An 18155-nucleotide genomic window follows, 5' to 3' on the forward strand; every position below is an offset into this window, starting at 1 on the left:
CCCTATCACAATATAATAGTTGTACCATATGTGCTTTAAGATTACCATAAGCAGTATTATTTTCTTTCTAAAATTTAACAAAAGCGCTTCGAATTCGAAGCGCTTTTCCCTTAACGATTTACATTACGGCGTTTACGTGCTTCTTGTAACAGTGTAATCCCCACTACAACTAGTACTAATCCCGCCACGAATTGGTACGTTGGGTGTACACCTGCTGCTGGAAGGGTTGGCTGCGGTGCTGTGGCATCCGATACTTTATCAACCGCACGCCACTTCGCGTAGAGTGTCATCGTTTGATGGACAGTGTCCACATCAAAGTTCCATGGCCGTGTGAGCGTTGTATCGGTATACCAACCTTCAAAAGTATAGCCGTCTCGTTGTGGATCATTCGGTTGTGGAATGCGAGTATTTTTTTTAAGACCGGTTTGTGTTGGAACGGCAGATCCGCCATTACTATCAAAGTGAACCGCAACATCACCATCAGTGCTTCCACTTTCAGAATCTGCGAGTACCCATTTGGCATGGAGTGTTAATGCTTCGTTGACCGGATTCATTTCGAAATCCCAAAGCACGACCAAATCCTCATCTTCATACCATCCCACAAAACGGTAACCATCACGGGTTGGATCATTTGGTTGTGAGACTTTCTCACCGTGTGAAACAGTTGTATTAGCAACAACTGATCCCCCATGCGTTTCAAAGGTAACCGGATATGTCTTAACATTCCATTTTGCGTATAATGTCATTTCACTTATTGGGTAATCTTGATCAAAGTTCCAACGTGTGGTGAGATCTTTATTTTGATACCAACCATCAAAAATATAGCCGACGCGAATTGGATCTATCGGTTTTGGAATCGGCATTCCGTGATTTGCGACTATACTTGGAATCGTAGTACCGCCATTGCTATCAAAATGAATATCATAGGAATTTAGTAGCCATTTAGCGTGAAGCGTTGTGTCTTTCGTAACCACCTGAGCATTAAAATCCCACTTCTGTGTCAATGTTTCATCAAGATACCAGCCATCAAATTGATACCCTTCTCTCGTCGGGTCATCGGGCTGAGGAACTTGCTCTCCATGATTGATGTCTTCTAGAGTCGCCACCGAACTTCCACCATGGGATTCAAACATTACGTTATATCGTTGATAATCCCAGAGTGCATGCAGGACCGTATCCTCAGTCACCGTGTCTTTTGTAAAGTTCCATTTTTGCGTGAATGTTGCATCATGGAACCATCCATCAAAGCCATATCCTTCACGACTTGGTGCTGCTGGTTCCTTTATCGTTTGATCGTATTTTACATTTTTAATTGGTGCAACGGGAGTCCCACCATCAGTTTCAAACGTTACAGTATATTTCACTTCATTCCATGCTGCGTATAGCGTCATATCATTGGTAACTGTATGTTTTTTGAAGTCCCATTTTGTTTTTAGCGTTACATCGGAATACCAATTTTTAAAGGTGTAACCAGGACGTGTTGGTGGTGTTGGTGCCTGAATTGTGGTGCCATGGTGCACACCCGGTATCTCGGCAATTGGGGTTCCTCCATTGCTTTCAAATTCAACTGTGTAGATGGATTCATTCCACGATGCATACAGTGTTATCGATTCGGTCACAATATCCTTATCAAAATCCCAAATTTCCGTAAGTTGGGTATCTTTGTACCATGCTCCAAATCCAAATCCATCACGGAATGGTTCGTCAGGTTCCACCAACAATTGGCCATAGGGCGCATTGTTTATGGGCTGGACGGTCGTTCCGCCATTACTGACAAAACGTACTGTATATACCTCTGGTGTCCATTTCGCATACAACGTCATAGCACCGGAAACCTTGTCTGTATCAAACTTCCAAGGTTGCGTAAGCGCTTCGTCATGATACCAACCGGAAAATGTATGCCCAACCTTAGTTGGCGGTTCTGGTGCAACGAGTAGGCTTCCATGTTCGACGTTGTTTTGTGAGTTCACCGGTGTTCCACCATTTGCCTCAAAGGAAATCGTATAGGTTTCCATTTCCCATTTTGCAGTAAAAGGTGCATTCCCTTCCGCAAGGTTATCCAGTTCATTCCACACAATTCCATCATTGGTTAACCAATATAAAAAAGTTCCCCCATCACGGGTTGGAATTTCGTAATCATCATAAAGTGTTATTGGTTCACCATAATATTGGCGAATCGAGTTGAATTCATAGCCTGAGCTAAACATTCCACCAGCTGCGTCATAACGCATGGTCTTTGGTGAAACAGGACTGTACGATGCCGAACCACGTTCCACAGAATAGTCTAGACTTTCGTCGAGGACAACATCCACCCGTTTAGCACCATTACTTAAGTTACTCATTTTTTGTTTGAAGTTATAGGTTGTGTCTGCGGGTCCTGTTGTGTAAACCTCTTCTTTAATGACGGTTCCGCCAACTTCCTGGTCATAATACAACCCTCGTAATGCGACGCCTTCAGATACCTTTTCTTTTGTATCTGCACGCCGAACAACGGCCGCCACCTCAAACTGAACATTATTACTAAATTTCTCAGAAATCAAAATGTCTCCGCGATTATTGATTGCTCGCGTGTCATCATTCGCAAACCCCAAATTTAAGTTACTCATAAATACTGTTGTTATCATTAACAACACAAGCAAAACTTGAACTAACTTCTTTTGTCTTTTCATTTGCCCCTCCTCAAATTCGAAACATCTGTTTCTATACAATAGTGTGAGATGTGGATCCATTAGAGGTTGTATTGATATGCATATTAAATTTCAAAATCTGGTTTTATTGATTAAAGACTGTAACTTCCCCACATTTCTAACCTATTTATACCTATAATATCGTGATTACATCGGATACGGTATTAAGTAACTGCAAATGTTATGTGAAAATCAAGGAAATGTGGACATTATGAAAACCCCTAAAATTAGGCGCACAGTGCACATATTCATAAAAAAACCCACTCGATGGTGGGTTTTTAATTTACAAGCTGCGATACAACTCACGATAAGCTCGGGCTGATTCTAGCCAATCAACATCTGTTTTCATGGCATTTGTTTGGAGCGTTTTCATGAAGCGTTTGTCCCCAAAGACACCCACAGCACGCTCTATTGCACTATAGAATTCATCATTGTTGAAGTATGTGAATGAAACACCTGTTCCCTCACCTGTATAAACATTATAAGGAATTACTGTATCTCTTAATCCACCTGTTTCATGCACAACTGGCAACGTCCCATAACGCATTGAAATGAGCTGCGAAATACCACATGGTTCAAATGCAGATGGCATCAAGAAGAAGTCACTTCCAGCATATATTTCATGCGCAAGATTTTCATTGTAGCCTTTATAGAAACAAACATTCTTCGGATACTGATATGCCAGATACGCAAGACGGTCTTCATAGTGCGGATTTCCAGATCCTAATACAATCACTTGTGTCCCCATTCGGACTAGGTCTTCCATCGTATCAATTAAAAGCGTTACACCCTTTTGATCCGTGAGGCGTGTGACCATACCGAAAAGTGGAATGTCAGCATCTACGGTTAAACCATATTTTGATTGTAACGATGATTTATTGGGTGCTTTCAAGTCTAGGGAATCCAGATCGTACGGTGACGTCAATAAGGTATCCTTCGCAGGATTCCAAAGTTTTGTATCGATACCGTTAACGATACCCACTAAGTCCGGTTCACGAAGACGAAGTACACCATCCATCCGCTCACCAAACTCTGGTGTTAAAATTTCCCGTGCATACGATTGGGAAACAGTTGTAATTTTATCGGCATAAAAGATGCCACCTTTCATGTAGCTAATGCCATCATCAAAGTTTACACTGTTGTCGTACACGAGATCCATTGTAAGATCAAAGCAATCAGTTAAAACACTATTGGGAAAATTACCTTGGAATGCCAAATTATGAATGGTATAAACATACTTTAAATGAGCAATACGTTCGTGCCATTTAAACAATGTTTTTCCAAGTACAGGAATCATTCCAGTATGCCAATCGTGGCAATGGATTACATCAAACGCAGTATCATGTTCTAAAATGAAATTCATAACAGCAAGTTGGAAATATGCAAAACGACCACCATCATCAACATAACCATACAAGTTATCGCGTTCAAAGTACTCACGATTTTCTACAAAATATGTCGTAACGCCACTAATTGTATGCGCAAAAATACGTGATTCGCTGTCAAACATACCATGCTTCACATGAATTGTCTTAACGTACTCCAACTCCGGCATCATTGTTTCAATGATTGTTTGATACAACGGCATAATCACCGAAACAGTTACTGCGCGTGTTTTTAACTTAGCCGGGAGTGAACCAACAACATCTGCAAGTCCCCCACTTTTGGCATAAGGCAAGCCTTCACTTGCGGCAAATAATATATTCATTCTGTCTCCTTTAGTCTTTCGGACTGCTTACTACGATTCTTTGATGAACATCATGCTCCCAAAAGGCGCAATGCGTGTCCGAATTCGATAATCTAATTGATGTAGCGGTTCAGTACTGCTGGATAGCGTCGTATAGTTTGTCATATCACAGCCTTCGTAAATTGCTTTCTCCGAATTAATAAGTTCACGGTAAACTCCCGCTTCAGGGACACCCACGTCATAAGTTTCATATGCGTTTGGTGTCATATTCAGAACTACAATAATGGTACTTGTTGTTCCAGCCCGATAGTAACTAAAAATACTCAAGTCACTATTATCAACCTCAATCCATTTAAACCCATCCAAGGTATAATCCTTTTCATATAAGGCATCATGATGTGTATAAACATGATTAAGATCTCGCATATATCGTCTAAAAGCATCATGGCGCGAATAGTCAAGCAGGAACCAATCAAGTGGTTTTTCCTCATCCCATTCGCGGAAATGAGCCAATTCATTACCCATAAAATTCAATTTTTTTCCAGGATGCGTCAGCATGTACATGTATAAATTTTTTGCTAATGCAAATTTTTGATCATAATCGCCCCACATTTTATCGACAATGGTCTTCTTACCATGCACAACCTCATCATGAGATAACGGCATTAAGAATCGTTCACTATAGAAATACGCCATGCTAAATGTAATCGCATGATGGTGATCTTTTTTATAAACTGGATCCAGCATATAGTAACGAAGGGTATCATTCATCCATCCTAAATCCCATTTATAATCAAAGCCAAGACCGCCCTCCGCAACCGGATGGGTTACTTTACCATAATCACTGGAATCCTCAGCAATCAACATTACCGTAGGATAGTTTGCTTTGAGACAAGCATTCATTGTTTTTAGGAAGTGGATTCCTGGTTCGTTAACGCCATGGTCACGATTCCCTTGATAATAAATTAAATGGGATACGGCGTCCATTCGAAGTCCGTCGATGTGACACATTTCAATCCAATAAGCGACACTCGATAAAAAGAATGTTTGATTTGCGACGCGAGAATAATCAAAATACAAAGTTCCCCACTCTGATTCATCCACGTTTTCATAGAGTGCACTGCCATCAAACTGGCGTAATCCATGCGCATCTTTGACAAAATGAACGGGCACAATATCTAAAATGACGCCATAGCCATGTTGATGCAAGACATCAACAAATTTTTTAAATTGATCAAGTGATCCGTACCGTTCTGTAACAGCAAAAAATCCTGTCACCTGATATCCCCAAGACCCTAAAAATGGATGCTCAGTAATCGGCATCAGTTCAACATGTGTATACTGCATAAACTGTAAGTAGTCTACAAGCTTGTATGCAAGCGATTCGTAGGTATCGATACCATCATGAACCCAAGACCCTAAATGCACTTCGTAGATGTGCATGGGTTTGTCCATATTCGTCGTCCGTTGTGTCATCCATGCATCATCATTGAATTGATATCGGTTGATATCAACAACTTTGCTGGCATACCCCGGTGCTAATTCATGATAAAAACCATAAGGGTCCGACTTCTCGACATATGCCCCTTGATGGTCAAAGATACCAAATTTATAGACCGTCCACTCTCCGATACCTGCCACAAATAATTCATAGACGCCAGCATCATTGATACGGTGCATCCAATCTTGATAATAGTTCCAACCATTGAATGCGCCAGCAAGACTTACTTTTGCAGCACTGGGTGCATAAACACGAAAAACGACACCACCCTCAACAAGATGCGCACCAAAATAACGGTACGCATCATGACTGAGTTGCTGTGGAAACGTTGTAACATCAAAACTCATAAAAGTTCTCCTTATCAATAAATTACAGGGTATCTTGGCATTCGACACATGCACCTTTGCCAATAATTATTGGTGCATATTTGGTTCCAACTACAACCGCATTCGGTTGTACAACAGCACCTTTTTCAATGATTGCATACTCAACACGCGCACCTTCACACACTTTAACGCCTGAGTGAATAATGCTGTTCGATACGTGCGCATTCGGTGCAACGGAAGATTTTCGCGAAATAATCGACGAATCCACGCTTCCCTCAATAATGCATCCTGTTGCTAACTCAGCATTATGAACGGATGCACTTTCAGCATAATAGGTCGGAACCCCACTCTTTGAACGTGTATTGATCGTGTTACTACCTTTAAACAAAGCATTAAGGTTGGTTGGCTCAAGCATCGACATATTTGCTGCATAATATGAAGATAACGAATTAATAACTTCTAAATATCCGGTATATTCATACATACTTGTGCGATACAAGAGTGAATAACTACGAATTAGTGACCCAATATCTACAAAGAGATTTCCTGCCTCAGCGCGATCAAAAATATCAAACAAGACTTCTTTATTTACAAGATAGACATGACCATCGATTGCATGACGTTCTTCCTCTTTGGTATTCCCTAACATAACGCCTTCAAGATAGTCTTCATCATCAATTCGGTAGTACTCGTCCGCTTTGTATGTTTTTGTTTTTTCTGTAGGGATTGATTTATAAGCAATTGTTATTTCGGCATCACGTTGTTGATGAAATTTCGTCAAAGCTTTAACATCAACATTATGAACGGCATCCCCTTCCATTATTAAGACGTAATCTGCTTCGGAACGATCAATGAAAATACGTTGATTTTCGTAGTATCGTTCTCCAGTCTCGAGCATCAAGAAATCAGCGAGTTTACGACGTTGTTGTGAGAATGTGAAGATTCCACCACTAACTGCACCGTGTAAATCCCATTCACGACCACTACGAACATGGTCATAAATAGCACGTCCACTTTCCTCAATAAAAATTGCTACCGAGTTGATGTGTGCCGATGAAATTGCCGATAACGAGAAGTCAATAATTCGGTAACGTCCTGCGAAAGGCAATGCCGCGATTGGACGTTGTTTCGTTAACGGATGCAATCGTGTTTCATGACCCGCAAGGTTGATAATTGCGCATACGCTATTCTTTTTCATTATTTCTTTACCCCCACAACTTCGTGATATCCAATAACTTGAATTTCATCTTTGCTTCCGATGACTTGAGAGCCATCCGCAATCACTGCGTGTTCACCAATAATTGCATATTCAACATTGACATTTTTTCCAATAGACGCCCCAGCCATAACAATTGATTGCAAGACCGAACTATCAGCACCCACTTTAACATCTTGAGATAACACAGAATGTTGAACCGTGCCATCGATATAACACCCATCACCAATCATTGCATGTTTCACATATGCGTTTTTAGCAATGTATTGTGGTGGTGAGATGGTATCTTTCGTATAAATTGGCCAATGGCTATCACGTATATTCAAGCTATGTTCCAAATCCAAGAATTCCATGTTAGCTTCCCATAAACTTTCAATGGTTCCAACATCTTTCCAATACCCTTCAAAGGCATACGCAAAGACTCGCTCTCCATTCGCAATGTACGCAGGGATGACATTTTTACCAAAGTCTTCCATACTCCGTTCCGTTGCTTGGTCATGGACCAACATGGCACGTAATTTAGGCCAATCGAAGATATAAATCCCCATTGACGCTAATGTACCTTTAGGTTCCTCTGGTTTTTCATGAAATTCAATGATACGACCTGATGTATCTGTTTCCATGATGCCAAAACGTGAAGCTTCTTCCAAAGGAACATCGATAACGGCGACCGTTAATGCTGCTTCGTTTTCTTTATGGAAATCAAGCATTGCTTCATAATCCATTTTATATATATGATCCCCTGATAATACCAATACATAATCAGGATTTTTAGAATCAATATAACTGATATTTTGATAGATTGCATTAGCGGTTCCACGGAACCATTTTTCGCCATCTTGACTTGAGAAAGGTTGTAGTATTTTGGCACTACTATTGCGTCGTGAGAGTCCCCATGATGCACCATTTCCAATATGCTCATTCAATTCAAGGGGTTGGTATTGTGTGACCACACCCACATCAAAAACATTTGAATTCGCACAGTTACTTAATGTAAAATCAATAATTCGATACTTGCCACCAAACGGAACAGCAGGCTTCGCAGTTTCTTTGGTTAATTTACCCAAACGCGTTCCTTGCCCTCCCGCCAAAATCATTGCTACCATTTCATGTTTCATACTACTTCCTCCTGTAGTCCACAGTAAAAAGCAACATATACCCCCCCATAGCATATTTTGAATATTATCTACGTTTAATATATGTCAACTTCCCAACAAATTAACAGATATTGCGCCAGCATTTTTCATTGATAAGAACACTAAGTTATCGCCTGAATATGAAAAAAAACCACCCAAAGATTACTTTTTAATGGTACTTCACTAAAAAAATAACTTTGAATGGTTAGCTCTAACTTATGTCTAAATTATAGCTATTTTGGTGTGTTTTGTCAATGGTTCGTGAGATTTCAAACGTAATTTATTGCGTTTATTTGTAGGATAATGACATTCCCTCACAAACCTTGTTTTCGATTCACGGCAACGCCACCCAGAAACAGAAATCGTACCCCATAGGATACGATTTTGATTACGACATTGTGAAGGACTCGCCTTATTTGTACGCACGCTCTAAACGACTTAGAATCTCTTGCGCACGGAGTCTATTATCTATCGGATGGGGCGCATAGATTACCGCAGCAACTTCATCACTTAAGTTTTTTTGAAATTGTGTCGATTGGTTGGGGTATGCGAAAGGTTCTGCATTTGCAGAGCGTGACTGCAAATGATCCATATGGGGATTTTCTTGATAATAGTCATTATTTTCTTCAATATCTGCTGGAGCTGATCCGATAACACGCGCAAATTCTTTTTGACACAGTGGTCGTGCCATGTATTGAGCGACTTGTGCAGCTCTTTGGGGATCCTTTGAATCTTTACGTATCGCGAGGGCATTGGAATATAATGTTCCATTCTCATGTCCTGTTCGCGAAGGCATCGGGATTAAATCATAATTCATATTAGGCGCTTCATCTTGAAGAAGCCCAATGTACCACGTTCCTGCAGTTGTCATGAGTGCAGCACCATCTGCGAAAGCATCGCCATCCCATGTATATCCTTCATCTTTTGGATTCATTGCAAGACCATCATCAAACATTGAAAAAATGTATGTGAGGGCATCACGATTCGCTTCTGAATTAATCGCCGACCCAAAACGCCACCCTCCTCCAAAGGAATTCATGTATTGCGTCAAATGGAACGCATCTTCTGTATTAATGATTAAACCATTGACACCATACTTGGCAACTTCTTGGGAAATTGTACGCACCTCATTCCACGTTTTAGGATAAGCACCCAAATTATACATATTCCACATATCACGATTAATCGCCATAACAGCTGGGGAGGCCGTTAATGGAATTCCATATTGTTTTCCCTTATAATTCCATGCATTCACAGCCGAAGGCTTGGACGTTTCTAGATCAATATTAAATTCATCCAACGGCAACAAAAAACCGGCCTCAATGTATTCCAAATGATTTTCATTCGTAAGCGAAATAATATCTGGAATTTTGACAGTTTCATCCCGATTAACCATTGCATTCCAAAATGCCGTCGCACTCTCATATTTAAGCAACTCCACACGCGTATTCGGTACAGCATCTTCGATGCCTTCAATTGCAGTTTGATATACTAAATCTTCTCTTACGTCTCCCCAATACGCAACAGCGATTATACTTTCTTTATCTTCATTTTTTTTACTTGTTGAACATCCCGTAATGATCAGCATCAGTACAATAAATAAAGATATGATTTTCTTTCGCATGACACATCTCCATCTTCTATAAAAAGTATAATATAGATAGTTGCTTCCTTTTATTCTCTATATTTGCACTTCATTAATGAATTTTGTCATTTCTGTATAAATTGTGTCTTTAGACAAATATTCTTTATATTTCTTACTTAAAAGTGCAAAAATAATTAAGAAAATGCAATTATTAAAGGGGCACAAAACGCATTATATTAACTATAATTTAAGTAGATTTAGAAGACAGCTAGCACATCACATCAACATATCATGATGCGAATTACTAGTTAAATAAACATTAGGTCGGGGGGGCTAATGCTTATCGAATCCGCCTTGCAACATATCATACAAGGTTATGCTAAATCTACATCGAATGCGTCGGACACTTGAACATAATCTAAGCACGATTGACATTCTACAAAACCAATGATTGTTGGGTCGGGGGGGCTAACATTCATCGGTAATACCTGGTTTCCTACCAGGTCGCCTTTCAATGAAGAAAAGATATCGTATTTACAAGTGTGCAAGCACTTAAGATACCAAGGATACAACCTATATCCTTGGTATTTTTTGCGTCTCAATTATGTGGGTCTACTGCACACCTAAATGTGTACTGTGTTATAATGTGAATAGTATTTCAAGACTTTATACTTATTTCGTCATATTTGTTCTTCGATGCTTATTATGACGCTTTATTTCAAACGAAAGATAGGGAGGCCTTGGGACATCACGATATCGATTCGATACCCCCACTTACACCGATGCAAAAAGATACAATCAAACATAACATTATCAAAAAACAACTCCTAATGATCATACCGATTTTGACATTAGTTTTTGTTTTATCTTTTTATACGATTATTAAAACATTTACAGAGCGGATAACTCAGACAAGCAATATCAGTTTGCATCAAATTGATAATATGTTAGATACCAGTCTTCGCCAATCAATTAAGTCTCTTGAGGCACCATACGCAAGTCAAGAGATGATGGATATTTTACGCCAAGACCCATCAACCTATATTGATGATGCTTGGGCAAATCAAACTGATACGATTCAAATGAATCAACAGCTCCGTTATCGAATCTTAAATGCCAATATATCTATTTCAAATGTTTCACTAATTCCCGCGAACCGTCAAGAAGTATACCGCAGTGCACTTGATATTACTGCCGCTAATGCCATTACATATACAGACGCAATCGCATCCGAATGGTATCAAAAAGCACTAAGCCAACAATCATACTTTTTACACATTGATAAGAGTTGTGACGATTGTAAGGATCTCTCCGTTATCCAACGTATCAATGATCCAATTACTCAAGACACGCTTGGTGTTTTAAAACTAGATGTCGATATGAAACAACTTGAGAGTTTTGCAATCAATGCGTTAATTAATCCTGATGATTTTATAATTATCGGAATTGGTGATGAGAACCTACAATATTCGTTAGTTGACTGGGAAATTGTGAAAGTTCCTAATACTGCAGATTTCTTTGTTATTACCGAATTTGAAGGAACCTACCCTGGATTCTATTTTTCTTATATAACCAACTACAGCAAAATGTTTACAGTCCTTGCAGTTCAATCACTCATCTTGTTAACGGGGTTTATTCTATTAATCTATATTGTGATGCGAAACATTACAAAAGTCACTGACTCAATTGCCTCACCGGTCTTAAGTCTTAAGAATGATATGCGTGAGGCCATGGATGGCGATTTATCTGTCCGTAGCCCTCAACTTGAAGGTGAGTTCCAAGAACTAAGTGATGCCTTCAACAGCTTGATGGAGCAGCTTGAAATTCAGGTTGAAGATATTCGTCAAGCGGAAATAGATAAGAGTGCCTTACGCTATGAGATACTTCTTACAAAAGTAAATCCACATTTCTTATACAACACACTTAATGCTATTAAATGGAAAGCTGAATCAATATCTGCGTACGAACTTGCAGGTTCAATTGAAGCACTCGTCAATTATCTCAAATCAATTCTTCGCAACGACAGTAGTACCAACACCGTTGCTGAAGAACTCGAACTACTCGAAAGCTATATTAAAATTATGCGCCTTCGCTATTCCGATGAGGTGGATATCGATTATGATATCGATGAAGAGACCTTTGACATAGAAATCATGAAATTCATCCTTCAGCCACTCATCGAAAATGCTTATATTCATGCATTTAGCGACGACAAAACGGATCAAGTGATTCAAATTTCAATCATGAAGCACGACCAAGAGATGATTATTAAAGTCCGCGATAACGGTAAAGGGGTACCGACAACTAACCTTGAAACACTTACGAGCAAACGCAACTCATCAAGCACCCAAGTTGGATTAAACAACTTAAATCAACGATTAATTCAACACTATGGTGAGGTTGCTGCATTAACGATTGAAAGTGATGGTCAAAGTTATACACAATTTGAAATTCACATACCACTGGAGGAAGCTTAATTATGAAAATACTCTTTGTCGATGATGAACAAAAAATCCTTCAGTATCTGAAGATACTGGTGAACTGGGACGATCACGGTTACGAATTCTTAACCGCCAGCAATGGAAAAGAGGCTATCGATATTTTACAAGATCAAAATATCGATGTCATGTGCTTGGATATCACGATGCCAGTTATGACTGGATTAGATGTCCTTGAGTGGATGTCAACACGAGACTTTGCAACGCGTGTAGTCGTTATGTCAGCTCATGATGAGTTCGAGATTGTTAAAAAAGCAATGCTCTACGGCATTCACGACTATATTCTAAAAACGGATATCTCACGTGAAAACATCATAAAGATGATTGATGGCGTCAGTGCGGATAATGAGAAAAAACGCACCAACGGTGAAAAAGATTCCCTCATAGCAGAATATCAAATCAAAGAAAAATACAACGAAGCACTCGCACAATTTGAGCATTGGTTGTTTCAACGCAGTAATACCATGCCAGATTTATCTGTAATTGATATTCCACAACAAACACCACACTACCTTCCAATGATTATTGCTATTGAAAATTTTGACCACGTTCTCGAACGGTATGCCGAGCGTGATATTCTTGAGTTTGACTTTGTTCTCAAGAATATTATTCAGAATACTTTTTTAGAATGTACCTTCTTGCACGTAACTGAAAAATCAGGCGCCTACGCAATTCTATTAAATCTACACAATTCTTATTTTTTTGGTGACTTCAATAAGACAATCCAGGACAAGGCAAATCAACTCCATAAGAGCCTCAACAAATTTTTAGACATACAGAATTCTGTCTATTATATTGATGAGGTTGTGGCACTTGATGACGTTAAACAAACATTCCAGAATCTTGAAGCATTGCACGAAATGCATCGCCTAAAGGATGATACAACGGTCCACAACATCTCAGAATTCACATTTATCAACGATTCGAAGCAAGCAGGTAGCCAACAATTCTTGAGTGATTTGCACGCTGCCTTTGACCAAGAAAATTTTGGGTCAATTGAATTAGTTATGGATCAGTACATCGAACAAATTTTCCAAGAGAAAATAATCCTTACGTATGATCAGTTTGCACTCATGATTCATAATGCATTTTACGTTTTCATTGAAAAGAAAAAACTTGAGTTTCCAAATTTCAATCTTACTGCGATGCCTAGTCTGGAAATGATGAAAACAACACTTCGAGACTTTATGCTACCGATGCAAGACAAAGAACTTGCAAGCTCCTCAAACTATGTCGTCAATAAAGCGATGATGTATATTAAAAACCATTACCATGAAGATATCCACTTGACGGTTATTGCGGAAAACGTTGATGTTACACCATCATACTTGAGCCGTCTTTTTCCGAAGATTATCGGAAAATCTGTCGTATCATATATTAATGAAGTTCGAATTATCAAAGCAAAAGAGCTTATCGAAAATGAGAATCTCAAGTTTTACGAAATCTCAGAAATGGTTGGGTTTAGTTCCCCAATCATTTTCTCGACAACTTTTAAAAAAGTTACAGGTGAAACACCTGGTGATTATCGAAAAAACTACTTCGCAAACAGAAAAGCGTAAAAAAGAACCACAGCCACTCGGTTGAGAGCTGCGGTTCTTTTTTTTAGTTGCTAATTATTCTCTTGTTTCTTTCCTTTTAGTGAGAGGTAGAGTCCACTAACAATCAATGCTGCTCCGCCAACTAAAATGTACGAATTTGATGCTAATCCGGTTGCAGGTAAGACTGGTTTTGCTTCATTCTTTTCGTAGATTGCATAAAGCGTGATGTCTTCAGCTACTGCGATTGATGTATCGAAATATTGACCTTTACCATCTGCTTGTGTATTCCAACCTTTGAAGGTGTAGCCGTCTTTAACTGTTGCTGGTATCTTTGCACTTGGTAATACCGTATTGATCGCAACTACAACTGGTGTTTTAATACTTCCATCAACAAATGTCACGGTTACTGTTTCTACTGGGACAATGTTCTTTTCGTAAATCGCGTAAACTGTTTGGTCAGCAGTGATTGGTTGTGTTAAGTCAATCATTAACCCTTTGCCGTCAGCTTGTGTATTCCAACCTTTGAAGGTGTAACCTGCTTTAGCTGTTGTTGGAACTTGATCAGCTGATACTACAGTATTGACGTCAATTACGACTGGAGTTGTTGTTTCATCATCAACGAATGTGATGGTTACTTTTTGTACAGGTTCAACATCTTTGTCATAGATTGCATAGACTGTTTGGTCCTCTGTGATAGCTTTTGTGAAATCTATCTTCGTTCCAAGTCCATCTACTTTTGTGTTCCATCCCTTAAAGGTGTAACCAGTTTTAATTGTTGAAGGAATTCTATTTGTTGGAATTACAGTATTAATATCAACTGTAACCTCGCTTGTTAGTGTTCCAACTACAAATTTAACCGTTACTTTTTGAATTGGAACAATATTTTTTTCGTAAATTGCATATACTGTTTGATCTGCTTTAACTACCTCTGTGGTATCAAATGCAGTTCCTTTGCCATCGGCTTGAGTATTCCATTCTTTGAATGTATAGCCCTCTTTAACCGTTGCAGGAATCTTGCTTGCATCTAACGCTTGGTCGTATTTCGTAACAACTGGTGTTGATGTAGATCCGTCCACAAACGTTACAGTAACATTGTTCGCTTCATAAATTGCATATACTGTTTGACCTGCTTTAACTACCGCTGTGGTATCAAATGCAGTTCCTTTGCCATCGGCTTGAGTATTCCATTCTTTGAATGTATAGCCCTCTTTAACCGTAGCGGGAATTTTGCTTGCATCTAACGCTTGGTCGTATTTTGTAACGACTGGTGTTGATGTAGATCCGTCCACAAACGTTACAGTAACATTGTTCGCTTCATAAATTGCATATACTGTTTGATCTGCTTTAATTACGGCTGTGGTATCAAATGCAGTTCCTTTGCCATCGGCTTGAGTGTTCCATTCTTTGAATGTATATCCCTCTTTAACCGTAGCAGGGATTTTGCTTGCATCTAACGCTTTGTCGTATTTTGTAACGGCTGGTGTTGATGTTGTTCCATCCACAAACGTTACAGTAACATTGTTCGCTTCATAAATTGCATATACTGTTTGATCTGCTTTAACTACCGCTGTGGTATCAAATGCAGTTCCTTTGCCATCGGCTTGAGTGTTCCATTCTTTGAATGTATAGCCCTCTTTAACCGTAGCGGGAATTTTGCTTGCATCTAACGCTTGGTCGTATTTTGTAACGACTGGTGTTGATGTAGTTCCATCCACAAACGTTACAGTAACATTGTTCGCTTCATAAATTGCATATACTGTTTGATCTGCTTTAACTACCGCTGTGGTATCAAATGCAGTTCCTTTGCCATCGGCTTGAGTGTTCCATTCTTTGAATGTATAACCCTCTTTAACCGTAGCAGGGATTTTGCTTGCATCTAAGGGTTGATCAAGCTTCGTCGATACTGGTGTAGACACACCACCATCCACAAACGTCACTGTGACGTCACTTGTCGTCCATTTAGCATATAAGTTTAAATCATCTGTAACTTGCATTGTGTCAAAGTTCCATGCAGTTGTGAAATCTGCACTTGTGTACCAACCATCAAACTTAAATCCATCTTTAATCGGAGTTTGCGGTTTAGTAAGATGAGTCCCTTCATATTGTTCTGTAAGAACTAATGGATCTGCACCATTGTCATAGTTATAAGTAACAGTATAAGGTTCACCGAAGAAACCTACAAATATTGGCTTAATTCCGAACGGGTTGATGCGCAACGTGTTATCATCATTCACGAAATAAGATTGGATTGTAAGGCCCAATTTATCAGCAAAAAATTCATGATTAATAGCTACATCAGGATTGAGAGCCATATCTTTCGAATAATCTGTTGTAATTATCGAAAATTCACTCGTTCTAAATGTTTCATATTCCGCTGCTTGAGTAGTGATCATAGCTTTAACAGCGTCTGATTTTTCAAAACGGAGTTTTACAACATCGATTGCTCCTCTTAGACCATCTGAAGATGCACCCTTTGAAAAGAACTTATCCGTGTCGCTACCATCTCCTGCAAGTGTAAAGTCTTGGTCTGCAGTAAAGGTTCGTCCATCAGTTAATGTTGCAACAATTTCAAAGTTAGTTAGCGGCGCTCCAGCAGGTGTTAAATAGTTTTGAACATAAGCTTTGGTTGCTTCATAATCAATACCAATTGTTTTCTCATTGGGACTTGCTGCACGATATTGGTTCCCGTCCGCAACAATGACATCTGGAATTTGACTACTATCAATATCAAATTCATAATACTCTTTATCATTTACTGGGACATTATGGACCGTTCCAATTTGGATTCTATCTTGAGTTTCCAAACTCATCGATAAATCGACATTTCGATTCAATTGATTTAACCAATTAAAATCATCCACGATAACGTCAAAATCTTCTATTTCAGCACCAATTCGGGCACCTTGATATTGACTAAGGAACGTTGTCATTTGCTTAGTAAATTCATTTTTGATTTTGTCAAATCGATCAGGTTGCGTGTTTCCAGTACCTTGTCGGTACGCATATACTAAATGTGGTGCAACATATAATGTTCGTGAAGAAAAGAACATTCCAGGTTTGATTTTTATTTTGTTGCCACTATCGATAAAGTTTTGAGGTAGATTTGTAAAGTTTTGCACCTCTTTTAACTTACGATTTGGATCAGAAAACATCGATAAATTTATCGTTACAGTTAAATCATTTAAGGATTCAAAGTATTCGATTCCTCTAAAATCAAAGACTGTAATGTGATTAAACTCAACGTTATCACCACGAACAAATCCTACCGATTCGATTGTCTTTACATATTCAATAAATTCTTCATCCGTCGTCAGCAATTTATCTGCATTGGAATACGCATGTGTTCTAACATAATCCTGTAGATTGTCAGAAAACATTGAATCCAATTTGTTGCTCTCTGCCGTAATAGGCACTGTCGCAAAGGCCATCAAAATGACCATACATAAACTTATGAACTTCTTCATAATTTCTCCTTTATCCGAACTCTTTCAAGTTCAATTATCCAGACAAACTCCATGCGTTACTTTTTCTACAGCATGCAGTTGACCAATAATAAAGGGGGATATAATTTACAACTGTATTTAGATATCTGTTTCGAACAATAGTTACTAAGCCAAAATATTATAAAAGACCCTTAATTGAAACTTCCGATTCTATAAAAATCGAATGCTTTTAGAGTCTGAAAATTTATCTTGGATTCCCCCCCATGATAACTTCAGTGATTTTTGACGTGTGTCACGATTTCACTAAGATTGCAAACGATGCAATTTCGTTCAAATTTACAGTACAAATACATTCGGATGGACTGTCAGTAATTAAATATTGCGTTCCATCGGATTCATAAGAAAATGTCTTACAATTCCAACTATTAAACTTCCAGTTCTCGAATACTATAATAATAACACCATAAAGTCTATATTTATTAGTTATTTTCTTAACTTCACTATTATTTCAATATTAATTATAACACTGTTAAGAAAT

At 38.8% G+C, this 18155-nt stretch carries 9 protein-coding genes; 2 read left to right on the forward strand and 7 right to left on the reverse strand.

The annotated features are described in order from the left end of the window. Nucleotides 1–110: 110 nt before the first annotated feature. From G7061_RS10055 to G7061_RS10080, 6 genes are all read right to left on the reverse strand, one after another. Complete coding sequence (locus G7061_RS10055) at nucleotides 111–2669, reverse strand: InlB B-repeat-containing protein (protein WP_166121062.1); 2559 nt, start codon at nucleotides 2667–2669, stop codon at nucleotides 111–113. Nucleotides 2670–2970: 301 nt separating this feature from the next. Then, nucleotides 2971–4395, reverse strand: coding sequence for a glycogen synthase GlgA (glgA, locus tag G7061_RS10060; RefSeq protein WP_166121065.1), 1425 nt, complete (start codon nucleotides 4393–4395; stop codon nucleotides 2971–2973). 30 nt (nucleotides 4396–4425) lie between these two features. Then, a complete protein-coding gene (glgB, locus tag G7061_RS10065) occupies nucleotides 4426–6222 on the reverse strand; it encodes a 1,4-alpha-glucan branching protein GlgB (protein WP_166121068.1) in 1797 nt (598 codons plus the stop codon). 22 nt (nucleotides 6223–6244) lie between these two features. Then, on the reverse strand, nucleotides 6245–7399 hold the full coding sequence (glgD, locus tag G7061_RS10070; RefSeq protein ID WP_159644973.1) for a glucose-1-phosphate adenylyltransferase subunit GlgD: 1155 nt from the start codon (nucleotides 7397–7399) through the stop codon (nucleotides 6245–6247). Next, nucleotides 7399–8535 carry a glucose-1-phosphate adenylyltransferase gene (locus G7061_RS10075; protein WP_159639403.1) on the reverse strand — a complete coding sequence of 379 codons (1137 nt, stop codon included), beginning with the start codon at nucleotides 8533–8535 and terminating at the stop codon, nucleotides 7399–7401. The genes glgD and G7061_RS10075 overlap by 1 nt, the downstream gene beginning before the upstream one ends. A gap of 430 nt (nucleotides 8536–8965) precedes the next feature. Continuing rightward, entirely contained in the window at nucleotides 8966–10177 is a 1212-nt protein-coding gene (locus G7061_RS10080) for an ABC transporter substrate-binding protein (protein WP_166082414.1), read from the reverse strand. Between the two features lie 701 nt (nucleotides 10178–10878). Here G7061_RS10080 and G7061_RS10085 point away from each other — a divergent pair. Continuing rightward, the gene (locus tag G7061_RS10085) at nucleotides 10879–12615 is read left to right on the forward strand and encodes a sensor histidine kinase (protein WP_166121073.1); all 1737 of its coding nucleotides are present in this window, start codon (nucleotides 10879–10881) and stop codon (nucleotides 12613–12615) included. A gap of 2 nt (nucleotides 12616–12617) precedes the next feature. Beyond that, complete coding sequence (locus tag G7061_RS10090) at nucleotides 12618–14195, forward strand: response regulator (RefSeq protein WP_166121076.1); 1578 nt, start codon at nucleotides 12618–12620, stop codon at nucleotides 14193–14195. Between the two features lie 50 nt (nucleotides 14196–14245). Here the strand turns inward: G7061_RS10090 and G7061_RS10845 are convergent, their stop codons facing one another. Continuing rightward, nucleotides 14246–17638, reverse strand: coding sequence for an InlB B-repeat-containing protein (locus G7061_RS10845; RefSeq protein ID WP_205700096.1), 3393 nt, complete (start codon nucleotides 17636–17638; stop codon nucleotides 14246–14248). Nucleotides 17639–18155 lie beyond the last annotated feature (517 nt).

The sequence above is a fragment of the Erysipelothrix sp. HDW6B genome (genome assembly GCF_011301115.1).
In the GTDB taxonomy this organism is placed as follows: domain Bacteria; phylum Bacillota_I; class Bacilli_A; order Erysipelotrichales; family Erysipelotrichaceae; genus Erysipelothrix; species Erysipelothrix anatis.